We start from the raw sequence: 21,343 nt of genomic DNA on the forward strand, positions 1-21,343 counted from the left end.
CCCAACCCGATCCGATCCACCACCCGAGCAGCCATCGGACACCACCCCCTGCTATCCGTTGAACCGCCAAATCACCCCTATGTCAACGGCATTGCTGTTAACGTAGCCGTGGCGAGGCCATGAAGGGGCTTCCTTCTCCACACTCCTTGAACTAGTCCCTTCGCTTTCCTCGCCACCGACTTGAGGCCTCCGGCCACTCCGCCTGCACGCGGGGCGGCCGGGGGCCTTTCGCATGGCCGGCATGGCCGAGGAGGACTGGGACCCCAGACTGTACGAGAACAGTCGCTTCCGGCAAGAGAGTCATGGAGTCATGTATGACGCGGTATCTGATCTCGTTCGATGACGGCGCGATGGACATCCCCGCAGAGGACTTGCCGGAGGTGTCCGACGCCTCGCACGAGGTGGTGCGCGAGGCTCAGGAGGCCGGTGTGTGGGTGTTCGGTGGTGGGGTGGAAAGGCAGCGGGCGAGCGTCGTGGCCACCGACGGGACCGTCACCAACGGGCCGTATCCGGAGAGGAAGGCGGTGCTCGGCGGCTTCTCGATCATCGATGTGCCCACGCGCGAGGACGCGCTGGAATGGGCCGCCAAGCTCGCTGGCGCGTGCCGCTGCGCGCAGGAGGTACGCGAGATCATGCCCGACGACCCGATCACCTGACCACCTGACCACCTGACCACCTGATCGGAGAGACGGAGCGTCGACGCAGCGGGTTCGGCCCCGTCCTGCCGTGTCGAAATCCTGTGGCAGCGGGCGTGGCGTCGGGATTTGTACGGGTTGTCGGGTGACGATGGCGCGGTGCGACTTGATCACGTGTCCTATGCGGTGGCCCGCGACAGCTTCGCCTCGACCGTCCAGTGGATCGGGTCGGCCCTCGGCGCCGGGTTCGTCGACGGGGGCGTGCACCCGCGGTTCGGCACCCGCAATTTCATTCTTCCGCTGAGCGGCGGCACCTACGTCGAGGTCGTCACCACCCTCGACCACCCCGCCGCCGACCGCGCACCCTTCGGCCAGGCGGTCGCGCGCCGCGCCGCCGAGGGCGGCGGCTGGCTCGGTTGGGTGGTGTCCGTCGACGACATCACCCCGGTCGAGGCCCGCCTCGGCCGCACCTCGGCCGAGGGCCACCGTGTCCGCCCCGACGGGTTCGACCTGAGGTGGAAGCAGATCGGCCTGCTGGAACTGCTGGAGGACCCGCAACTGCCTTACTTCCTCCAGTGGTTGGTGCCCATCGAGGAGCGTCCGAGCGCCGACCCGCGCACCTCCACCACCATCCACGGGGTCTCCATCGGCGGCGACGCCGCCTCCATCGCCGAATTCCTCGGCGAACCGGCCGACCACCCCCTCGACCAGATCGACGTCACCTGGGTCGAGGATGAGGAACCGGGCCTGGTCTCGGTCGAGTTCGCCACCGCCCACGGCACGGTCACGATCTGACCGGGGCCCGACTGCCCCGCGGGAGCAGCCGGCCGGCCGAGGTCTCCTGGCCGAAAGGGCAGGACCTGGTCAGGGCCTAGTTCGGGGCCACCCGGCAGGCGCTGACCGCGGTGCCGTTGGTGACGCCGCCCTTGGTCAGGCCGGACACGCACTGGTCGTGGTAGCCGTTGACCCCTGCGGAGCAGGCCGTCCTGACGGACTCCGGGGCCTCGCCGCCGCGCAGTTCGCGTTCGACGGCGTTGATGCAGGCGCTCACGTCCGCGTGGGCGGCGGGTGCGGCCAGGGCCGCTCCGCCCAGGGCTAGGGTCAGTCCGGTGAGGACACTGGCGATACGGGTCGACGTACGGGTCGACGTGCGGGTTGACGTGCGCAAAGGGATGCACCTGCTCTCGGTGTGCGGTCGTCTCGACCGGACGGCGCAGACTCCGACGGCGCACTCGCCGTGGGTGCCGGTTCCGGTCCCCCTCACCACCGTACGACCGGGGACTCCTCCCCACGAGTCGGCTACCCGGTGCGCTGGACCGGCCACCCGGCCATCGGCCGTCGCGTACGGCGGAAGGGCCCGGATCCTGAGGATCCGGGCCCTTCCGAGTGGTAGCGGGGACAGGATTTGAACCTGCGACCTCTGGGTTATGAGCCCAGCGAGCTACCGAGCTGCTCCACCCCGCGTCGTTGCCCTAACCCTACGGCACCTTTGGCCCGGGCTTCACCACCCTTTCCCGGGCGGGCAGCAGAAGCGGGGTCGCCAGCAGCAGCACGCCCGCCAGTCCGATGGCCGTGCGCGGGCCGAGCAGGACGCCCAGCAGGCCCCCGAGGGCCGTCAGGAGCGCGGTCGAGGCTTTGGCCGTCACCGCCCAGGCGGACAGCGTGCGGGCCACCCGGTCGGCCGGGGTCCGCTCGAGGCGGTACGTGGCGTACACGGGGTTGAAGACCCCGCAGCAGAAGACGAGTCCGAACTCGACGCCCATCACCAGCAGCAGCCCCGCTAAGCCCGGGCCGAGGAAGGCCAGGCCGATGGGCCAGAGCGCGCGCAGCGCTCCGGACACGACCAGGACCTGGTGCTGGCCGAACCGGGTGACGAGGGGCCGGGCCAGTCTCGATCCGAGCAGCCCGCCGATCGCGGGCACGGCGAACGCGAGGCCGTACTGCCACGGCGCGAACCCGAGCGAGCCGAGCATCAGGACGGCCAGGAGCGGCTGGGTGGCCATGACCAGGCCGTTGAAGAGGGCGGTATTGAAGAACAGCGGGCGCAGTGCAGTGTCGGCGAGGATGAACCGCCAGCCGTCGAACAGGTCCGCGACCCGCATCCGCGTGGCCTCCCGGCGCTCGGGCGGCGGCTCGTGTCCGCCCATCGCGCGGATGCCGAGGGCCGACAGCAGATGGCTGACCGCGTCGGCCACCACCGTCGCCACGGGACCGAGGAGCCCGATGGCCACCCCGCCCAGCGGCGGGCCGACGACGGTGGCCGTCCAGGTCGTGGACTCGAACCTGGCGTTGGCGACGAGCAGGTCCTCGGCCGGGAGCAGCGTCTTCAGGTAGGCGCCGGAGGCGGCCCGGAAGGTGATGTCGGCCGCGGCGACGACGATCGAGACGAGCAGGAGCTGAAGGAAGGTGAGCACGCCGAGCACGTAGGCGGCGGGTAGCGTCAGCAGCGCCGCGCACCGCACCAGGTCCATCGTGATCAGTACCGTCCGCTTGCGGCGGAACTCCACCCACGGACCGAGCGGCACCGCGACGGCCGCGCCCACCATGGCCCCCGCGGAGGCGAGCGCGGCGACCTCCGCCGGGCCGGCGTGCAGGGCTTGGATGGCGATCAGCGGGAACGCTCCGAAGGCGAGCCACGTGCCGAGCGCGCTGGTTCCGTACGCTCCCCAGAGCCATCCGAAGCTCCGCCCGAGGCGGTGCCCGCTCTTCATGTCCACGGCCCCTCGCCACTCACCCGCACAACCGATCCGCGATCGGAAGCATCAAATCGAGTGCCTTAGCGGGGGTCAAACAACCATGTGAGCGACCAGCCACAACTGTGGGTTGTAGTCGTACGGTGTCGGTATGGACCTCGACTCCGTCCGGACCTTCGCCGCCGCCGCCGATGCGGGACAGTTCCAGCAGGCCGCCGCCGAGCTGGGGGTCACCCAGCAGGCCGTCTCCAAGCGCATCGCCACGCTGGAGCGCAGCCTCGGCGTACGGCTGTTCACCCGTACCGCGCGCGGCGCCGAGCTCACCATCGACGGGCAGGCGTTCCTGCCGCACGCGCGCGAGCTGCTGCGCGTCGCCGAGCGCGCGGCCGCGTCGGTGCGCCCCGGCCGCCGTCCGCTGCGCGTCGACGTGATCGCTTCGCGCGTCGCGCCGTCGGGCCTGATGCGCGACTTCCACCGCGCGCACCCCGAGATCGACCTCGACGTGGTGATGCTGTTCGACATCGAGACGGCCGTCGCCGCCATCCGCTCCGGCGCGATCGACGCGTCCTTCCGTGCCGTCGCCGTGCCCGGCCGGCCCCTTCCCGAGGACATCGAGTCCGTCCGCGTACTCGACGAGCCGCTCCAGCTCCTCACCGGCCCGGCCCATGCGCTGGCGGGCGCCCGGTCGGTGACCCTCGGGCAGCTCGCCGGGCACCGGATCTGGATGCCGGGGATCGTCCCCGGTACCGAGTGGGCCGCCTACTACGCCGACGCCGCCGCCGAGTTCGGCCTCACCATCGAGGCCACCGGCCCCAACTTCGGCTCCGACGCGCTCCTGGACACCATCGCCGACACCCCGGCCCTGGCCACGTTCATGGGCGAGCGGACCCGCCTCGTATGGCCCGCCGGCCACGGCCTGCGCCGCATCCCGGTGACCGATCCGACGCCCGTCTACCCGCACTCGCTCCTGTGGCACCGCGACAACCCCCATCCCGCACTGCCTGCCCTCCGCACCCACCTCGCCGCCGCGGCGGGCGGCCACGGAGCCGCCGGGACCTGGACGCCGGGCTGGGTGATCCCGCGCTGAACTCCGTCGCGTCTTCGCGCATCGTGGCCGACCGGCGGACGGCGACTCGCGTCGACAGGTGAACGTGCCCGGACGGGGCAGGTGTCACGTACGGTCGGGCGGCGGGCCGGGGCTTGCTGCCACGGCTGTCGTGCCTCACCCGGTCGCCGACCGGTCTTGTCCGCTGGTGTCGCCGGAACAGGAGCACGCAGATGCGCCTTTACGCCCAGACCCGAGCACGTCGCTTCCGGCAGGTGCTCGCCGATCTCATCGCCGTGGCCCTGCTGGCGGCCGCGGTGACGTTCGCGCTGGCCGTCCACGACGCGATCATGCTGCTGGCCGAGCCGGGGCGGAAGGTGGAGGACGCGGGCGGCAGTCTGGCGTCCGGCCTCGGCGACGCCGGGAACGCGGCCTCGAACGTACCGGTCGTCGGGGGCATCCTGAAGAAGCCGCTGCAGTCAGCCGCCGAGGCCAGCACAGGGCTCTCCGATGCCGGGCAGTCGATGCAGGACGCGGTGGGCCGCGCGGCCGACCTGACCACCTTCGCGCTGCTCGTCGTCTCGGTGGCGGTGGTGCTGGCGCTGTGGCTTCCCCCGCGCCTGCGCTGGATCCGGCGCAGTGCGCTGATCCGAGGCCTGGTTGACGCTCCCGGCGGCGCCGACCTGCTGGCGCTGCGTGCCCTGACCGGGCCGGTGGCCGACCTCGCCGCGGTCTCCGTTCCACCGGGGGGTCTCGCGGACGCCTGGCGCCGGGGGGACGAGCAGGTCATCGGCGACCTGTCCCGGGTGGCACTCAGGCAGGCCGGTCTTCGCCCCTGAGGGCGGATCGGGTCCGGCTGGGGCCTATCCTCTGCAGGGCATCAGCGGGATGCTGCACGCTGGGGGGTTGTATGAGCTGGATGGGCCCGAGCACGGCCGACGAGGTCACGGTTCCCGACGTGGTCGGGCTGATCGTCACCGACGCACGGAAGGTCGCGTGGGAGGCAGGGGTGGTCTTGGCCGCCGCCGATCCGGACGGGCCTCCGGTGGGGGCACTGACGTGGCCGGGAGTCTGGGAGGTCACCGCCCAGACTCCGGCCCCCGGGTCCCGGATGCGCCGCCGGGGCTCCCTGGTCATCGAGTTCAGGGAAGTGCCCTCGTACCTCCGTGCGACCGCAGACGCCTACGACGCCGTCTCCGTCCTCTACGCGGACCTCGTCCGCGACTCGCTCGACGGCCTGCCGCTGGACCGCGCGGTCCTGGCCGCGTTCGCCGATCTCACGCGCGCCACCGCTGCCGCCGGGCCCGTCGCGGAGCTGGGCTGCGGCCCCGGATATGTGACGGCGCATCTGCGGGAGCTAGGGCTGGACGCGTTCGGCATCGACCTGTCGCCCGCGATGATCGGCCTCGCCCGCGAGGCGTACCCCGGTGTGCGCTTCGAGGTCGGCTCGATGGACGCCCTGGGGCAGGCCGACGGCACGCTGGGCGGGATCGTCTGCTGGTATTCGGTCATTCATGCTCCGCCGCGGGAAATCCCGTCGTACTTCACGGAATTCCGCCGGGTGCTGGCCCCGGGCGGCACGCTCCTGCTCGCCTTCTTCGAATCCGAGGGCGGACCGGTGGCGGCCTTCGACCACAAGGTGACGACGGCCTACCGCTGGCCGATCGACGCCCTCGCCGGGCTGGCGGGCGAGGCCGGATTCGTCGAAGTCGGCCGGATGCTGCGCGAGCCCCTCGAAGGAGAGCGGTACCGCCGGGGTCATCTTCTGATGCGGGCGCGGGACCGCTAGCGAGGGCCCTGCTGCGGGGGCAGCCCCACCGACAGCAGAGACTCGGCCGGACGGCTACGCGCCCCAGAGGGACGAGGCGGTCGCCAGTTCCATCCTTGTCACGCCGTCGGTCTGACGCTCGCGCAGCAGTTCGCCGCCGAGGGAGTAGCGCGGCGCCGCGGCGTCCGACCGGGCGGCCCGTTCCACGATGGCGTCGACCAGCGAACGCACCATGTCGAGGCGGGGGTAGGCGGCGTGGATCTCCTCCTGCCGTGCGGCGGACAGCTCCGCTCGGCGCCCGAAGTCCATCCCCACACCCTCGAGCGTGAGGTAGCTCAGCAGCCCGCGGCGCTCGGCGATGCCAGGGGAGGTGTGCAGGGCGATCGCTTCCCAGACACGGTCGACGTCCGCCGCGGGCGTGCCGTGTTCCTGGAGCAGGGCTGCCGCCAGGTCGGCGCCCTCCACCTCGAAACGGGCTTCGCCCTTCGCGTGATTGCCGACACCCAGATCGTGCAGGACCGTTGCGGCGAACAGCAGGTCACGGTCGTACGCGGCGTCTTCCAGACATCCTTCGCGCTGGGCCAGCAGCTGCGCGAAATGGAAGCTGCGCACGCTGTGGTTGAAGACGGAGGTGGTGACGGAGTCGCGCACCGTGGAGACGACGGCTTCGGCCAAGGGGCCGGTCGGGAGGTCGAGCGAGAAGTCCATGTGCGCAGGCTAGACGGCCCGGGTCCGGCCCCGGCAGCTGTGTGCGTGACACCTGGCGCAAGATTCGTGCCACGCGTCCGGCACGGCTCGTTTCACGCCGTGCTCGGCGGGGCCGAGTTGAACGCTCTTGGTACGCGCGGGGCGGTACTCCGACATTGGCTTTGAACAGGGTCCGGAAGTTGGCCGGGGTGCCCAGGCCGCAGCGCCGTGCGACCGCCTCCACCGTCAGGTCGCTCGCTTCCAGGAGTTCCCGGGCGAGGCCGAGCCTCGCGTCGAGCAGCCAGCGCATGGGCGGGCGGCCGGTGTCGGCGTGGAAGCGGCGGATGAGGGTGCGGCGCGACATGCCGGCGTGCCGCGCCAACTGGTCGACGGTGAGCGGCTGGTGGAGGTTGCGCAGGGCCCATTCGTACACCGGTGCCGGTTCGTCGTCCGGGTCGGGGGCGATCGGCAGGTCGATGTACAGGGCCTCCGCCTGCACCGTCACCCGTGGGTACTGCTGCGCCAGTGCTGCCGCGTACTGCCAGTGTGTGGTGGCCCGTCGGCCGTCGAGCAGGCCGGCGGCGGCGAGGGCGAACGCGCCCAGGCAGATGGACACCATGCGGCTGCCCCGGGCTGCCGCCTCGGCGAGCGCGGCGCTGACCGCGGGTGCCACTGGCTCCTTCGCCCGGATCGCGCCCGGGCCACCAGGCGGGGTGTTCCCGGCTCAGCCGGCCCGTCCAGGCCTCCCTGTTGCCGCCGAACAGAACCTCGCGCGTGATGGTGCGCCGGAAGGAGCGGCGCAGTACGCGGGGCATGATGACGCGTTTGCGATAGTCCAGCCAGATCACGGTGTCGGCCCGGTCCCACAGCAGTTCGCGATCCGCTTCACGGTTGCGCAGCCTATCCCGCAGGCAGTTCTCGAGCCGTAGCCCTATATCCAGCCCAGAGCCCGACCGGCGGCGAAGGGGACCGGGCTCCGCCCCGGAGCGCGTGGTCCGGGGCGGAGTCGCCTGCGGCTGTGTCAGGCGGCGGTGATGTTCTCCGCCTGCGGGCCCTTCTGGCCCTGCGTGATGTCGAAGGTCACGGCCTGGCCTTCCTGGAGCTCGCGGTAGCCGGTCGAGTTGATGTTGGAGTAGTGCGCGAAGACGTCCGGTCCGCCGCCGTCCTGGGCGATGAAGCCGAAGCCCTTCTCGGAGTTGAACCACTTCACGGTTCCGCTGGCCATGCTCGAGCCTCTCAGTCGATGTCGGATCCGCACCGCGCGGACCCGGAGGTGATCGCCCTGGTCCGGCACTGCACAGCAAAACGCCCACGCCAGGGCGCGGGCAGGTACTGCGAACCACGACAGCTTGTGCTGAAACTACACGCAGGAATCACGTCTCACCAGAGAGCAATATCAGGCATGGGCGATTCACCAGGCCCGCGGCGGCAGACTGCGGGCATGGCTACCTTGAACGGCTCCCCCGCCGGCCTCGCCGACATGCAGGCCTTGGCACTCACCAACTACGGGCACTTCACCACCATGGTCGTGGAGGACGGCGCCGTGCGCGGGCTCGCGCTCCACCTCGACCGACTGGTCGAAGACTGCCGGACGGTGTTCGGCGCGCGGCTGGATGCCGAGTGGGTGCGGGAGTGCGTACGGCGGGACGTGGGCGGGTGCGAGGGACGGCTCACCGTCCGTGTCACGGTGTTCGGGCCGGGGCTGGACCTGGCCGCCCCCGACCGGGAGGTCCGCCCCTCCGTGCTGGTCACGACGCGGCCCGCGGGAGGTGTCGCGGACCCGCTGCGGGTGCAGCGGCTCGTCTACCGGCGTGACGTGCCGGCGGTGAAGCACGTGGCGCTCTTCGGGCAGCTGTGGATGCGGCGCAGGGCCCGGCTCGCCGGGTTCGACGACGTGCTGTTCACCGGTGCCGACGGGCTGGTCTCGGAGGGCTGCACCTGGAACATCGGCTTCGTGGACGCGGCCGGGACCGTGGTGTGGCCGGAGGCCGACGTACTGCAGGGGATCACCATGCGGCTCCTGCGGTCGGCCCACGGCGGGCATGTCACCGCTCCGGTGACGGACGGCCTGCTGCGGTCCATGCGGGCGGCGTTCGCCACGAACACGGCCATCGGGGTGCGGCCGGTGGCCTCGGTGGACGATGCCGTGTTCCGCACCGACGACCCGGTGGTCACCGCTCTGCGGGAGGCGTACGCGGGCGTGCCGCTGGACCGGCTCTGAGCGGTCCGGCGACATGCCGACGGGGGGTTGATTACCAAACGGGTCGACCCGTATCGTAAAGCGCATGAGCTCCTTCCCGTCCTCCAGGGGACGTCCCAGGGATCCCCGGTCGCACGAGGCGATCGTCAGCGCGGCCACAGAGCTGCTGGTCGAGGTCGGCTATGCCGCGACATCGATCGGGGCGGTGGCCGCGCGTGCCGGTGTCGGCAAGGACACGGTCTACCGGCGATGGCGGGGCAAGCCGGAGCTGGTCTTCGAGGCCGTGTTCACGACCACCGACCAGGCTCCGGTCCCGGACACCGGAACGCTGGCCGGGGATCTGACCGCACTGCTGCGGGATCTGGTCGACGAGTTCCAGGCGCCTGCCGCCGCGGCGGCGCTGCCGGGGCTGCTCGCCGACTTCGCCGCCGATCCGGTGCTGAAGGCGCGCATCCGCGGCGACTTCCTGGCCCCGTCGAAGGAGCAGCTGCTGATCGTCTTCGAACGCGCCGTGGTGCGCGGGGAGATCGCGGCCGACACGCCCGTGGATCTGGTCCTGGACACGCTGGCGGGAGCCGTGTTCTTCCACGTCGGTCTGGTCGGGGAGCACCCCGACCCCCAGCTGGCCGGCCGGCTGGCTGCTGTCATAGCCAAGGGAATCGAGATCCGATGAACGGCTGGCTCCTCGCAGCGGGCATCACCGCGTTCGGTGTGGCCGCAACGCACCTCGTCGCCGGGCACCGGGACGTGGTGCGCCCGCTGCTGTCCAGCGGACTGGCGGACGAACCCAAGCGCGTCTTCCATGCCGTGTGGCACATGGTGAGCGTCGATCTGGTGCTCTCCGCGGTCGCCCTGGTCTACCTAGCGCTGGCGGACGATACGTCAGCGACCGGCCCGGTGGCGTGGTTCGTGGCCGCGCACTTCCTCGCGTACACCGTCACCTTCCTGGTCATCACCCTGTCGGTCGGCTGGCCGAGGCCACTGCTCCGGCTGCCGCAGTGGATTCTGCTCCTGCCGGTCGCGGTGCTGACAGCGGCGGGCGCCGCGTAGCGACAGCCCCGGCGGGATGCGGCACTGGCCCTGTCGCGCCGCCCGTGACCCCGCGGGGGCCCGCGGGGCTCCGCGGCAGGGTCCGTCCGGCATCATGGGTGCCATGGACACGTCGAGCACCGACTGGATCACCGTCGCGGCCTATGAGAACCTGCCGGGCCGCCCCGTGCCGATGGCGGCTGTTCGCGCTTGACTGCGCGAGCGCGGCATCGACTGGATGCCCTTCGCCCCTGACCTGATCCGGTGGGATCTGGCCTGCGGCATCGGCCCTGACGGCCGCTGGCACGGCTGGTTCGACGTCCGCGTCCACGCGAGCGCGCTGCGACCGCTCGGGCTCCATCCCGACCAGCCCACCGCCGCGGCGGCCGGCACCTCTCCGCCCGGGTGGTGGCATGCCGCCGCGGAACGCAACGCCCACCGGCACGGCGGGTGACCGGTCGGCGGGACGGGCCGGCCGGTCACCGCACCGGGACGGGGCTCAGCCGGCCAGTTCCCGCGGGTCCAGCGGGATCCTCCAGAAGTTGCGGCGGTGCGCCGCGTCGAGTTCGGCCTGGAGCGGGGAGGGGGGCACCACCAGGACGGGGCAGGCGGCGTGCGCGAGGCAGTAGCGGGCCACCGAGGGGCGGACGAAGCGGCGCAGCGCGCCGCGGGATCCCGAGCCGACGACCAGGAGGTCCTCCGGGTCGCGGGCCGTGTCCACGAGGGCCGCGCCCGGAGTCCCGCGTACCGTGAGGCCCGCGAGGGTGGCTCCGGGCTTCCCGGCGCCGAACGCCGTGTCGAGGACCTCGCGGAGTCTGCCGACGGCCACGGAGCGGCATTCCGCCAGGACGGAGGGCCCGAGGCCGTTGCGGCTCCCGAGTTCACCGCCCGGCGACTGCCAGGCCAGGACGACCCACAGCTCCGCATCGCGCACACGGGCCTCCGCGGCCGCCCTGTGCAATGCGGCCAGGCTCCCCGGGGTGCCCGTGGCACCGACCACGACTCTTCGCACGGCGTCTCCCTGTCTTCGTCGTCCGCAAGGTTCCATGGAAGGGCCGCGGCGGGCGGTGGAGTACGGCTGTTGACGGGCTTCTCACGCGGAGTCGCGCATTATTGACGGCCTCCTGACGCCGGCCGGATGCCGCCCGGCGCTGCCGGCGCGCCCGGCTACGGCCGGTAGACGAGCTCGATCAGCATCGCGACGATGACGGCCCAGACGCCGAGGCCCAGCAGCCACAGGGCGTCGAGGTAGGCGCCGGTGGCGATGACGGCGAGGCCGCCGGACCCGAGGCCGAGTACGGCCCGGCGGATGGCGCGGTCGGGGCGCGAGCGAGTGGTCACGGCGTCAGAATCCCCCGGCTCCCCCGCCGTGGCGAGAAGGCCGCGGGATTCCTGGCGGCGTCTTGATGCCGATGGGTCAGCCGGCGTGGACGTGGGGCCGGCGGTCGCGGTCCGGTTCGGCCTCGCGGATGACCTCGCGGGTGACGGGGGCGACCTCGCCCTGGCCGAAGAGGAAGAAGCGCAGGAAGTTGGCCAGCGGGTTGCCCTCGGTCCACTCGAAGTAGATGTGCGGCCGCTGGCCGGTCTGGTCGCGCACGTGCAGGAGCAGGGCCGCGAGGGCGTTGGGGACGGTGGAGCTCTCCAGCGTCAGCACGCGGTAGCGGTCGTGGAGCACCTCGCCCCGTACCCGCAGGCCGGATTCGAACTCGGACGGGTCCAGGACGGTGACCTCGACGAACATGACGTCGTCACCGGGCGGGATGTCGTTGTCCGTGCGGATCTGCTCCTTCTTCTGCCGGTACTCGGCGAGGTCCCGGCTGTCCGGCTCGTTGGCGATGAACCGGATCGTGCGGTTGGCGGTGTCGCGGATGAACCGCTGTGCCATGTCGTCCAGTTCCACGTGCGTCACGCGCAGCTCGAAGACCCTCGCGAGGCGGGACAGCAGGGAGAGCGCCATGATGCCCGCGATGAAGCAGGCGCCGATCTTCACGCCGTCCGGCCGCTCCACCACGTTGACGGCGGTCGTGTAGATGAAGACGGCAGAGATGATGCCGAAGCCGATCGTCCAGCCGCGCTCCCCCGCCCGGCGGGCCGCGATGGTCACGGCGACGGCGGCGGAGGTGATGAGGACGAGGACACCGGTGGCGTACGCGCCGCCCTGCGCGTCCACGTCCGCGTCGAAGATCCACGTCACCAGGAACGCGACCAGGGTGAACACGATGACCATCGGGCGCAGTGCGCGGGCCCAGTGCGGGGCCATGCCGTAGCGGGGCAGGTAGCGCGGCATCAGGTTGAGCAGGCCGGCCATGGCGGAGGAGCCCGCGAACCACAGGATCAGGATCGTGGAGACGTCGTAGACCGTGCCGAAGGCGGAGCCGAGGTACTCGTGGGCGAGGTAGGCGAGGGCGCGGCCGTTGGCCTCACCGCCCGGCTGGAACGCCTCGGCCGGGATCAGCAGCGTGGTGATGAAGCTGGAGGAGATCAGGAAGACGCTCATGATGATGGCCGCGGTCGTCAGCAGCTTCTTGGCGCCGCGGATCCGGCCGGCGGGCTTCTCCGGGGTGTCGTCCGGGTCGCCCTTCACGTGCGGCATGACGGCCACACCGGTCTCGAACCCGGAGAGGCCGAGGGCCAGCTTCGGGAAGACGATGAGGGCGATGGCGATCATCATGAACGGATTGCCGTGCTCGGTGGTGAGCGCCTGCGTCCAGTCCGTGACGACGTGCGGCTCGGTCATCACCTGCCACAGGCCGACGGCCACCACGACGACGTTCAGGCTGAGATACGTCGCCACCAGGATCACGGCGACACCGATGGCCTCGCTGAACCCCTTGAGGAACACGGCGCCCAGCAGCGCGATCATGATGAGGGTGATCAGTACCTCGTGGCCGTGCAGCGCACTGGTGAGGTGCGGGTTCTCCACGAGGTGCGCGGTGGCGTCGGCGGCCGAAAGGGTGATGGTGATGAGGAAGTCCGTCGCGGCGAACCCGAGGAGGGTCAGGACGAACAGCTTCCCCTTCCAGAACGTCAGGAGCCGCTCCAGCATGGCGATGGAGCCCTCGCCGTTGGGGCTCTCCTCGGCCACCCTGCGGTAGACCGGCAGGGCGCCGAAGAGGGTCAGCACGACGAGCACGATGGTGGCCAGCGGCGACAGCAGCCCGGCCGCGAGCGCGGCGATGCCGGGCTGGTAGCCGAGGGTGGAGAAGTAGTCGAGACCCGTAAGGCACATGACACGCCACCACGGGCGCCCGTGGGGCTGGGCCGCCGCCTCCTTGGCGGCGGGCGAACTGTCCTGGGCGGTCAAGCCTTCCAGCAGCCACGCGCGCAGGCGCGACGTGCGGGCAGGGGTGGCCATCGTGAGGAGCTCCTGTCGTACGGCAAGGTTTCGGCCATCGACGGCGACGGCTGAGCCAGCGTACGCAGCCAGATCATTTGTGCACGTGAGCGAACCAATCCTGACGCGTCCTTAACGCGAACAGAGCCACCTGTGGCGCAGCAGGCACCTCGTTACCGCGCCGCCCGGCGGAAGGACGAGCAGGGACAAGGAGTGGCGGGGCGCACGCGAGCCGCCCGGCCCCGGTACCCCCACCGGATGCCGGACGGCTCATGTGCTGTGCGGCGGTTGACCGACGCGCGGTCGAGAGGAGTGGCCTCACCCGGCGGGCGTCAGAAGACTGTCAAGGACCCGTCCCGAATCTTGTCCCGCGGCCCCGGATGCGCTGGGATGTGGTCATGAACAGCGGTCCGCACTACGACGATCGGCCACCGAATCCGGTGCAGCCGACGGCGCCCGCTGTCCGCCCGGCCGTCTGAGAGACCGGCCGCGCGTCATCCGCGTACCCGTACCTGACGTCGGCCCCCGCACGGGGCCGGCCCACGCTCCGTACGCGTCTTCACCTTCACCCGCATGAGCCGAGCCCACCCCCGTCGTTCGCCGGGGCGCCGGGCCCGTCAGCCATGCCCGCTTCCAGGATCCAGGAATCCGACATGCCTTCAACCCTGTCCGGACGTACCGTCCTCGTCACCGGCGCCACCTCCGGCATCGGCTACGAGACCGCCCGCCAGCTCGCCGAACGCGGCGCGATCGTCCTCCTCCACGGCCGCACGCCCGAGGAGGCCCAGGCCGCCACCGACCGGCTGATCGCGACCGCCGGCATCGACGGCACCCTCGTGCGTCCGTTCGCCGCCGACTTCGCCCGCCTGGAGGAGGTCGAGAACCTCGCCCACGCCGTCGTGCGCGAACACCCGCGCCTCGACGTGCTCGTCAACAACGCGGCCATCGCCGCGCCCGTGCGCCACACGCTCACCGCGGACGGCAACGAGATCGCCTTCCAGGTCAACTTCCTCGCCCACTACCTGCTGACCGATCTCCTGGCGGCCGCCCTCACCACCGATCCCGGTGGCCGGGTCGTCAACGTCTCCTCCTCGCTCCACCGCACCGCCGCCATCCAGTGGAACGACCCGCACCGCATCCGGCGTTACGCCCGCCTCGCCGCGTACGCCCAGTCGCAGCTCGCGCTGACCGTCTTCGCCTCGGACCCGCGCGTCACCGCCGTGTCCGTCAACCCGGGCGTCTGCGACACCGGCCTCCTCCCGCTGTACGGGAACGAGGGCGCCCCCGCCGCCGAGGGAGCGCACCACGTGGTGGCGCTCTGCGACCCCGCCACCGAGATCGTCAACGGCGCCTACTACGACCGCGCCGAGCGCGTCGCGCCGGCCGCCGCCGCCACCGACGACCGCACCATCAAGCGCCTCAACAAGCTCGCCGACCTCCTCGTCGGCCACACCGCCTGAAGGGATCCGGCAAGCACATGTCCAAGCGCGCACGCAAGAAGAGGGCCCGCCGCAAGAAGGGCTCCAACCACGGCAGCAAGCCCTGCTGCTGAGCAGCGACCCACCCCGCGGGGCGGCCCTCCGAACAGGGCCGCCCCGCATCCGTGCCCCGAGGAAGCATCATGATCAACCTGCCCGCCTACCGGCTTCCGGCCGGGGCGCCTGCTCGCGTGGACGGCGGGCTTCCGCCCCAAGGTCCAATACGCCCACTACGTCGTCGGCGCACCGGCGCGGCAGCGCGTGGCGGCCGGCTGAGCGGCGGCCCCGGGCGAAAACGGCGGCTACGCCTCGACGCGGTACCCCAAGCCGGAGACCGTGATCAGGTGACGCGGGTGCGAGGGGTCCGCTTCCAGCTTGCGCCGCAGGTGGGCCATGTACACCCGCAGGTAGTTGGTCTGGGATCCCCTGGAGGAGCCCCAGACCTCCTGGAGCAGGCGCCGCTGGCTGACGAGCCGGCCCTTGTTGCGGATCAGGACCTCCAGCACGTGCCATTCCGTCGATGATGACCAGAGACCGCACCAACTGCGGTTCGTCATCCACCACCAGCACCCGGGTCATCGGCGTGCCGCCTTCCTGTCGTACGTCGTACGGGGCGGTCGGGACCGGCGCGCCGGTCCTCGCCCCGCGCCCACCGGCCACGGCTCGGCCACCGCCGGTCCGGCGGTACGAGGGCAGTGCGCGGAGGGAACGGTCATCTCGATGAAACAGCGGTTTCCGGCCGCCCCGGCAGGCCTTGACAACGTCCATACGGCGAGGAGCGCGACCTTGACGCCCCGCATACGGCACCCTCCGTGCCGCACCGACGCGCCGTGGACCCGCCCCTCGTCCCCCGCCCGCGGCTGCGGCACACTGGCTGCCGATCCGACGAAGGAGCCCGCCGTGTCGATGATCCGCAGTCTCGCCCGCGCGGTGCGCCGTACCGACCGGCGCGCCGTGGACCTCAGTCATCCCGCGCGCTCGCCGCTCGGCAGCGCGGTGGTCAACTGCGTGGTGTACCTGGAGGGCGTGCGGCAGACGGGAAACTGCCCGGCCGAAGAGGCGATCGCGCGGGTCCGCAAGTCGGGAGACGGCTTCGTGTGGATCGGACTCCACGAACCCGACGCGCAGGAGCTGGCCGGCATCGCCGACCTGTTCGGACTGCACCGCCTGGCGGTCCTGGACGCGACGCGCACGCACCAGCGGCCGAAGCTGCAGCGCTACGACGACGTGCTGTTCGCCGTGTTCAAGACCGTGCGGTACGTCGAGCACGAGGAGCTGACCGCCCGCAGCGAGGTGGTGGACACCGGCGAGCTGATGGCCTTCGTCGGACCCGACTTCGTCGTCACGGTCCGGCGGGGCCCGCACGGCTCCCTGGGCCCGCTGCGCGAGGCGCTGGAGGCGGCGCCGGAGCGGCTCGCGAAGGGGCCGTCCGCCGTCCTGCACGCCATCGCCGAGTACGTCGTGGACGACTACCTGGCCGTGGCCGATGCCATGGAGGCCGATTTCGACACCGTGGAGGCCGCGGTCGTCTCCGAGCACGCCGGGCGCGGCGATGCGGGACGCATCTACCAGCTCAAGCGCGAGCTGATGGAACTGCGGCGTGCGGTGGTCCCGCTGGAACGGCCCCTGCTGGCCCTCGCCGGCCCGCCGTCACCGGTGATCGCCCCGGACATCCAGCCCTACTTCCGGGGCACCTGCGACCGGCTGGCCCGCGCCACCGACCAGATAGCGGCCTTCGACGGGCTGCTCGACTCGATCCTCCAGGCCCATCTCGCGCAGGTCACCGTCGCCCAGAGCGAGGACATGCGCAAGATCACCGCGTGGGCGGCGATCGTCGCCGTACCGACCATGGTCTGCGCCGTGTACGGGATGAACTTCGACCACATGCCCGAGCTGAAGTGGCGCTACGGCTATCCGCTGGTCCTGGGCCTGATCGCGGTGGCGTGCGTGGCCATCCACCGTTCCTTCCGGCGCAACGGCTGGCTCTGAACGGCTGCTGCCGCGAAGCGTGCGCGCCCCGCGCCGGCCGGATGCCGGGGCCGTGCTGCTCCCGTAGGGCTCAGGCCGCCGCCGCCCCCGGGAACGCCAGGCCCCGCGCGGGGCCCGTCGCGTAGTGGACGTACTCGCGGGTCAGGCGGAACCCGGCCGACCAGGCCAGGAGCCGGCTGGGGCGGTTGTCGCGGGAGCAGGTCCAGCTGGCGGAGCGGCCGCGGGCGGCGATGTCCTCGCACAGGGCGGTGACGCAGGCGAGGGCGAGGTGCTGACGGCGGTGCCCGGGGTCGGCCAGGGCCGCGACGTCCTCGTACCGGCTGCCGAGGAAGTAGGTGCACGCCAGCGAGAGGGCGCGGCCGCGGTGGAAGGCGCCCCAGCACAGACCGGAGGTGGCGAGCTGGTCGGGGCCGCCCCAGGTCTTGTGGATCCAGGCCGCTCCGGGGCCGAGGGCGACGACGGCCGGCGCGTCCTTGGGCGTCAGGCGGCGCACCGTGATGCCGGGAGCGGGGCGGGCGGGCATGGCGGGCGCCTGGTGCACGTAGACCATGCGCTCCCACGGATCGACCCGCGGGAACACTCCGCCGAGGGCGGGCAGGAAGCGGGCCGGGGCCTCGACGTAGCTGCCCGCGAACCGTGCGAGGGCGTCGGGAGCGAGCGCGCCCGGGTCGCCGCGCAGCAGGACGTGGTCCCCGCTGGAGACCGCGACCGCCCTCGGGTCCGCGGCGCGGTCCGCCCACCAGCGGCCGCTGCCGGTGGCGATGACGTGCTCGGGGAGAGCCGCGACGCCGGGGGCTCCGCCGGGGAACCAGCGGGCCAGAGCGGGGATACGGGAGGGCAGGAGCTCGATCACGACGGGTGCCGCCTAGGTCGAAGGGGGAAAGGGGGCGGGGGCGGCCCGGGGCAGTGGGCCGCCCCCGCGGGAACCGGCGCCGGTGAGCCTCGGCGCCGGCTGGTGTGGTGGCCGGGGTGGGACGGGTGCGCGGCCGGTCAGGCGCAGTGGCCGACCAGCTGGTCGGCGAGCCGGTTCAGCCGCTTGACCGTGCGCTCCTCGGTCGCGCCCGCGGCGGGCTCGCGCCGCGAGCCGCGGTCGTAGTAGGCGCCGTTGACGATCTCGACGGCCGGGTCGCACAGCCGCACGACGTGGGCGGCGCCCTCGGCGGGCGTGAGTGCGGGCTCCAGCAGGTGCGTCAGGAGGTAGTGGGCGAGGAAGTTGACCTGGAACGCGAGCTCGTTGCCGTCGGCGGTGACCGTGTGCTGTTCGGGGGCGGCGACGGCGGCGTTGTTGACCAGGGCGTCGAGGTAGGGGTGTCCGGTGATGACCCGGTTGGCGAGCCGCTCGACCTCGTCGAGCCGCGAGAAGTCCGCCGCGCACGGACGCAGGAGTTCCGCGTCGACGTCGGCGGTGGCGAGGAGCCGCTGCACGGCCGCCCGGGCCTCCTCCGGCGTACGGCCGTGGAGAAGGACGGTGGCACCGGACTCGGCGAGCAGCCGGGCGGTCTCGTAGCCGATGCCGGAGGTGGCACCGGTGACCATGATGGTCCGGCCGGACAGGAACGAAGACATGAGGGGTTCCAGTGGACAGGCACGGCGGCGGGCGGCCGGGAGGCCGGCGGCGCAGTCGTGCGGTGAGAGGTGATTCCGCGGCCGGTCGTCATGACGCCGGCCGATGTTGATGTCATCCATCCAACTGGCCTGCGGATCACAGCTCAAGCGCGCTGACGACCTTCTGATGCCGTTCTAACGGACTTCAGCCGAGGCCGGGGATGGCGGGCACCAGCAGGTCGATGAGCTTGATGCCGACGAACGGCAGGATCAGGCCGCCGAGGCCGTAGACGGCGAGAGTGCGGCGGAGCAGGTCGTGCGCGGAGGGCCCGCTGCCTGGGCGCTTTTGGGGCGGCCGGTTGACCGGGGCCCTTGACGGGGACGGCACGGGAGGCACCTGCCGGGTGGCGGCGGGAGGCATGGCGAGACCTTCGGGTCGAATCGGCGCAGCCGGAACGAGGGGTGCACCGCCGGGGACCCATCCCTGGTGGGACCCCCTCCGGCTCGTCGTGTGACGTGGGGGTCCCCCGGCGGTGGAACGGTCAGGAACCTACCGGCCCTCGAAGCCTCGACTCCCGTACCGGGTGGACTATTTGTGCCCTCTTGACGACGGCGGAACGAACCCGTCAGAGCGCCGTGAAGGTGTCGTCAAAGACGGCCGGCCGGGCGTCCGCCGTGATCCGGAAGCGGAGGCGGCAGATGACGGCGTCCGTGTCGCGGCGGATGGCGTGGGCGACGACGGAACCGCGCTGGTTCTGGAGCAGCCGCTGCCACAGGTGCGCGGGTTCGGTCTCCGGGATGAGGACGGTGACCTGGGCGTCGGGGTGGGTCTCTGCGAGCTTGCGCACGTACGCCGACATCGGGCGGCCCAGCGAGCGGGTCTCCGAGGACAGCTCGATCAGCTCGACCCCTGGGTTCCACAACTCCCAGTCCCGGCGCAGGGATTCGACGGCCAGCCGGTCCTCGGCCGTGGGGTGGGTGACGGTGACGGCGAGGACCTCGTCGCCGAGGGAGCGGGCGGCGGTGAGGGCCTGGCAGGTCAGGCGGGACAGACCGGAGACGGGGACCACGACGAGCGAGTGCGCCTGGTGCGGCGGCTGCGGGACCCGGCCCAGTTCGAGGCGCTCGCCGATCTCGGCGTAGGCGCGGTGGATCTTCCCGAAGGCCAGGACGATCAGCGGCAGCGCCAGGACGATCAGCCAGGCGCCCTCGGTGAACTTGGTGGCGGTGACGACGACCGCCGAGACGCCGGTCAGGAGCGCGCCGAAGCCGTTGAGGGCGGCCTTGGTCTGCCAGCCCTGGCGGCGTTCGCCGTACCAGTGCCGGACCATGCCGACCTGGCAGATGGTGAAGCCGACGAAGACGCCGATGGCGAAGAGCGGGACGAGGGTGTTCGTGTCGCCGCCCGAGAAGACGAGCAGGGCGCCGGAGACGAGCGCCAGCCAGACCACGCCGTGGCGGTGGACCTGCCGGTCGGCCTTGAGGGCGAAGACGTGCGGCAGGTGGTTGTCGCGGGCCAGCAGGCCCATCAGCACCGGCAGTCCGCCGAAGGAGGTGTTCGCGGCGAGCGCCAGCAGCACCATGGTGGCGAACTGGACGACGTAGAAGGCCGCGTTGTGCCCGAACGAGGCGTCCGCGAGCTGGGCCAGGACGGTGACGCCCTCGACCGGCTGGAGGTGGAAGCGGCCGATCAGGATGGACAGGCCGATCAGCATCACGCCGAGCAGGGCGCCGAGGGCGACCTCGGTGCGCTGGGCGCGGCGGGCGGCCGGGGTGCGGAAGGAGGGCACGGCGTTGGCGACGGCCTCGACACCCGTGAGCGCCGAGCAGCCGGCGGCGAAGGCCTTCAACAGCAGGAGTGCGCCGACGGCGGTGGCGCCCTGGCCGAGCGCGGAGGCGTGTCCGGCGGCGGAAGCGGTGCTGACCGGGCCGTCACGGAAGAGACCGACGGTGATCATGGTGAGGATCGAGCCGACGAAGAGCGCGGTCGGGACGAGGAAGGCCTTGGCCGAATCGACGACCCCGCGCAGGTTCACGGCGGTGACCAGGGCCAGCACGCCGAGGCAGATCCAGACGCGCTCCCCGTGCAGGGCCGGGAAGGCCGAGGTCAGCGCGGCCACGCCGGCGGTGACGGACACCGCCACGTTGAGGACGTAGTCGAGGATCAGCGAGGCGGCGGCGACGAGGCTGGTGCGCTTGCCGAGGTGCCGCTTGGCCACGGCGTAGGACCCGCCGCCGTCCGGGAACGCGGCGATGACCTGCCGGTACGAGGCGACCAGGACCGCGAGGAGTGCGGCGATGGCGAGGGTGACCGGGAGGGTGAACCCCATGCCGTAGGCACCGGCCGCGGCCAGGACGAGCACGATCGACTCGGGGCCGTACGCCACGGAGGCCATCGCGTCGAGCGACAGCGCGGAGAGGCCCTGGAGGGCGGTCAGCTTGTGCCGCTCCCCGGCCCCCTTCGCGCCGGCGTCGGGAGGCTCCTCCTGGCCCGGTACCTCAGCGACCGCGGTCGGTTTTCCTACGTGTATGGCCATGTAGCCGGTCCCTCCGATTGAGCAAAGTGAGAACAGCGTCGAAGCCGCACGGGCCTGCCACCAGCACTCTTGGCGCGTTCCATACGTTCGCCCCGCGACTCTTCACGCGTTCCATACGCTTCGGCGGGAGCGGCGTAAGGGGTCCGTCAAGAGGTGGCGCCTCGCGTTGCGCCGGCTCCGCGGCGGGGCAGGCTTGATCTGGGCGAGAGCGCCCGACTGTCATACGAGGAGATCTGATGGACGCGGAGAACCTGGTCGGCCTGCTCATCGCCGTCGCCCTGCTCGGCTATCTCGTGGTCGCCCTGATCAAGCCCGAGAAGTTCTGAGCGACGCCGTACGCAGCACGCAGCACGCAGCACGCCGCACGCCGGACGCCGTACGTCCCATGTCACGCGTCGCACGT

At 71.9% G+C, this 21,343-nt stretch carries 24 protein-coding genes, 1 tRNA gene and 2 pseudogenes; 13 read left to right on the forward strand and 14 right to left on the reverse strand.

Features of this window, described 5'->3' with window-relative positions:
• The first annotated feature begins 314 nt into the window (after nt 1-314).
• Together ACFWP3_RS35115 and ACFWP3_RS35120 are read left to right on the forward strand one after the other, a co-directional pair.
• Nucleotides 315-656 (forward strand): YciI family protein, encoded by a 342-nt coding sequence (locus ACFWP3_RS35115; protein WP_384229351.1) that lies wholly within the window; start codon nt 315-317, stop codon nt 654-656.
• Nucleotides 657-794: 138 nt separating this feature from the next.
• A complete protein-coding gene (locus tag ACFWP3_RS35120) occupies nt 795-1,430 on the forward strand; it encodes a VOC family protein (protein WP_384229354.1) in 636 nt (211 codons plus the stop codon).
• 76 nt (nt 1,431-1,506) lie between these two features.
• Here the strand turns inward: ACFWP3_RS35120 and ACFWP3_RS35125 are convergent, their stop codons facing one another.
• The 3 genes from ACFWP3_RS35125 to ACFWP3_RS35135 form a co-directional block, all read right to left on the reverse strand.
• Nucleotides 1,507-1,803 carry a hypothetical protein gene (locus tag ACFWP3_RS35125; RefSeq protein ID WP_384229356.1) on the reverse strand — a complete coding sequence of 99 codons (297 nt, stop codon included), beginning with the start codon at nt 1,801-1,803 and terminating at the stop codon, nt 1,507-1,509.
• Between the two features lie 219 nt (nt 1,804-2,022).
• Nucleotides 2,023-2,099, reverse strand: a tRNA-Met gene (locus ACFWP3_RS35130).
• A 14-nt stretch (nt 2,100-2,113) separates the two neighbouring features.
• Complete coding sequence (locus ACFWP3_RS35135; protein WP_384229358.1) at nt 2,114-3,346, reverse strand: MFS transporter; 1,233 nt, start codon at nt 3,344-3,346, stop codon at nt 2,114-2,116.
• Nucleotides 3,347-3,479: 133 nt separating this feature from the next.
• On the opposite strand from ACFWP3_RS35135, the gene ACFWP3_RS35140 reads away from it, so the two are divergent.
• From ACFWP3_RS35140 to ACFWP3_RS35155, 4 genes and pseudogenes are all read left to right on the forward strand, one after another.
• Complete coding sequence (locus ACFWP3_RS35140) at nt 3,480-4,415, forward strand: LysR family transcriptional regulator (protein ID WP_384229361.1); 936 nt, start codon at nt 3,480-3,482, stop codon at nt 4,413-4,415.
• Nucleotides 4,416-4,606: 191 nt separating this feature from the next.
• Entirely contained in the window at nt 4,607-5,212 is a 606-nt protein-coding gene (locus ACFWP3_RS35145) for a hypothetical protein (protein ID WP_384229363.1), read from the forward strand.
• Nucleotides 5,213-5,292: 80 nt separating this feature from the next.
• Nucleotides 5,293-5,490: pseudogene (locus tag ACFWP3_RS35150) on the forward strand (PASTA domain-containing protein); the annotation flags it as partial.
• The gene (locus ACFWP3_RS35155; protein WP_384229417.1) at nt 5,485-6,162 is read left to right on the forward strand and encodes a class I SAM-dependent methyltransferase; all 678 of its coding nucleotides are present in this window, start codon (nt 5,485-5,487) and stop codon (nt 6,160-6,162) included. The pseudogene ACFWP3_RS35150 and the gene ACFWP3_RS35155, both read left to right, overlap by 6 nt.
• 54 nt (nt 6,163-6,216) lie before the next feature.
• Here ACFWP3_RS35155 and ACFWP3_RS35160 read toward each other — a convergent pair whose 3' ends face one another.
• The 3 genes from ACFWP3_RS35160 to ACFWP3_RS35170 all read right to left on the reverse strand — a co-directional run bounded on the left by ACFWP3_RS35160 (nt 6,217) and on the right by ACFWP3_RS35170 (nt 8,053).
• Entirely contained in the window at nt 6,217-6,792 is a 576-nt protein-coding gene (locus tag ACFWP3_RS35160) for an HD domain-containing protein (RefSeq protein WP_384229366.1), read from the reverse strand.
• Nucleotides 6,680-7,501 carry a helix-turn-helix domain-containing protein gene (locus ACFWP3_RS35165; RefSeq protein WP_384229368.1) on the reverse strand — a complete coding sequence of 274 codons (822 nt, stop codon included), beginning with the start codon at nt 7,499-7,501 and terminating at the stop codon, nt 6,680-6,682. Before ACFWP3_RS35165 ends, ACFWP3_RS35160 begins: the two co-directional genes overlap by 113 nt.
• Nucleotides 7,502-7,849: 348 nt before the next feature.
• The gene (locus ACFWP3_RS35170) at nt 7,850-8,053 is read right to left on the reverse strand and encodes a cold-shock protein (protein WP_328929665.1); all 204 of its coding nucleotides are present in this window, start codon (nt 8,051-8,053) and stop codon (nt 7,850-7,852) included.
• A 216-nt stretch (nt 8,054-8,269) separates the two neighbouring features.
• Here ACFWP3_RS35170 and ACFWP3_RS35175 point away from each other — a divergent pair, with 216 nt between their 5' ends.
• The 4 genes from ACFWP3_RS35175 (at nt 8,270) to ACFWP3_RS35190 (ending at nt 10,511) form a co-directional block, all read left to right on the forward strand.
• Nucleotides 8,270-9,049: an aminotransferase class IV gene (locus ACFWP3_RS35175; protein WP_384229372.1), complete on the forward strand. Its 780-nt coding sequence runs from the start codon at nt 8,270-8,272 to the stop codon at nt 9,047-9,049.
• A 64-nt stretch (nt 9,050-9,113) separates the two neighbouring features.
• A complete protein-coding gene (locus ACFWP3_RS35180) occupies nt 9,114-9,701 on the forward strand; it encodes a TetR/AcrR family transcriptional regulator (RefSeq protein WP_384229375.1) in 588 nt (195 codons plus the stop codon).
• Complete coding sequence (locus ACFWP3_RS35185; protein WP_384229378.1) at nt 9,698-10,078, forward strand: hypothetical protein; 381 nt, start codon at nt 9,698-9,700, stop codon at nt 10,076-10,078. The genes ACFWP3_RS35180 and ACFWP3_RS35185 overlap by 4 nt, the downstream gene beginning before the upstream one ends.
• Nucleotides 10,079-10,295: 217 nt before the next feature.
• Nucleotides 10,296-10,511 carry a hypothetical protein gene (locus ACFWP3_RS35190; protein ID WP_384229380.1) on the forward strand — a complete coding sequence of 72 codons (216 nt, stop codon included), beginning with the start codon at nt 10,296-10,298 and terminating at the stop codon, nt 10,509-10,511.
• A gap of 45 nt (nt 10,512-10,556) precedes the next feature.
• Here the strand turns inward: ACFWP3_RS35190 and ACFWP3_RS35195 are convergent, their stop codons facing one another.
• The 3 genes from ACFWP3_RS35195 to ACFWP3_RS35205 all read right to left on the reverse strand — a co-directional run bounded on the left by ACFWP3_RS35195 (nt 10,557) and on the right by ACFWP3_RS35205 (nt 13,412).
• Entirely contained in the window at nt 10,557-11,069 is a 513-nt protein-coding gene (locus ACFWP3_RS35195) for a universal stress protein (RefSeq protein ID WP_384229383.1), read from the reverse strand.
• Nucleotides 11,070-11,224: 155 nt separating this feature from the next.
• Nucleotides 11,225-11,398: a hypothetical protein gene (locus ACFWP3_RS35200; RefSeq protein WP_384229385.1), complete on the reverse strand. Its 174-nt coding sequence runs from the start codon at nt 11,396-11,398 to the stop codon at nt 11,225-11,227.
• Between the two features lie 76 nt (nt 11,399-11,474).
• The gene (locus ACFWP3_RS35205; RefSeq protein ID WP_384229387.1) at nt 11,475-13,412 is read right to left on the reverse strand and encodes an APC family permease; all 1,938 of its coding nucleotides are present in this window, start codon (nt 13,410-13,412) and stop codon (nt 11,475-11,477) included.
• A 632-nt stretch (nt 13,413-14,044) separates the two neighbouring features.
• Between ACFWP3_RS35205 and ACFWP3_RS35210 the strand changes: the two genes are divergently transcribed.
• On the forward strand, nt 14,045-14,851 hold the full coding sequence (locus ACFWP3_RS35210) for an SDR family NAD(P)-dependent oxidoreductase (RefSeq protein WP_384229389.1): 807 nt from the start codon (nt 14,045-14,047) through the stop codon (nt 14,849-14,851).
• Nucleotides 14,852-15,171: 320 nt separating this feature from the next.
• Here ACFWP3_RS35210 and ACFWP3_RS35215 read toward each other — a convergent pair.
• Nucleotides 15,172-15,390, reverse strand: a pseudogene (locus ACFWP3_RS35215) (winged helix-turn-helix domain-containing protein); the annotation flags it as partial.
• Nucleotides 15,391-15,775: 385 nt separating this feature from the next.
• On the opposite strand from ACFWP3_RS35215, the gene ACFWP3_RS35220 reads away from it, so the two are divergent.
• Nucleotides 15,776-16,858, forward strand: a complete 1,083-nt coding sequence (locus tag ACFWP3_RS35220; RefSeq protein ID WP_384229419.1) for a magnesium and cobalt transport protein CorA — start codon at nt 15,776-15,778, stop codon at nt 16,856-16,858.
• A gap of 70 nt (nt 16,859-16,928) precedes the next feature.
• Here ACFWP3_RS35220 and ACFWP3_RS35225 read toward each other — a convergent pair whose 3' ends face one another.
• The 4 genes from ACFWP3_RS35225 to ACFWP3_RS35240 form a co-directional block, all read right to left on the reverse strand.
• Complete coding sequence (locus tag ACFWP3_RS35225) at nt 16,929-17,711, reverse strand: GNAT family N-acetyltransferase (RefSeq protein ID WP_384229392.1); 783 nt, start codon at nt 17,709-17,711, stop codon at nt 16,929-16,931.
• A 137-nt stretch (nt 17,712-17,848) separates the two neighbouring features.
• On the reverse strand, nt 17,849-18,424 hold the full coding sequence (locus ACFWP3_RS35230) for an SDR family NAD(P)-dependent oxidoreductase (RefSeq protein ID WP_384229394.1): 576 nt from the start codon (nt 18,422-18,424) through the stop codon (nt 17,849-17,851).
• Nucleotides 18,425-18,608: 184 nt separating this feature from the next.
• Entirely contained in the window at nt 18,609-18,791 is a 183-nt protein-coding gene (locus tag ACFWP3_RS35235; RefSeq protein ID WP_384229421.1) for a hypothetical protein, read from the reverse strand.
• A 238-nt stretch (nt 18,792-19,029) separates the two neighbouring features.
• The gene (locus ACFWP3_RS35240; RefSeq protein ID WP_384229396.1) at nt 19,030-20,940 is read right to left on the reverse strand and encodes an APC family permease; all 1,911 of its coding nucleotides are present in this window, start codon (nt 20,938-20,940) and stop codon (nt 19,030-19,032) included.
• A 236-nt stretch (nt 20,941-21,176) separates the two neighbouring features.
• Here ACFWP3_RS35240 and kdpF point away from each other — a divergent pair, with 236 nt between their 5' ends.
• Nucleotides 21,177-21,266, forward strand: coding sequence for a K(+)-transporting ATPase subunit F (gene kdpF / locus ACFWP3_RS35245; RefSeq protein WP_384229398.1), 90 nt, complete (start codon nt 21,177-21,179; stop codon nt 21,264-21,266).
• The last annotated feature ends 77 nt before the right edge of the window (nt 21,267-21,343 follow it).

This window comes from Streptomyces sp. NPDC058525 (assembly GCF_042719495.1).
GTDB lineage: Bacteria > Actinomycetota > Actinomycetes > Streptomycetales > Streptomycetaceae > Streptomyces.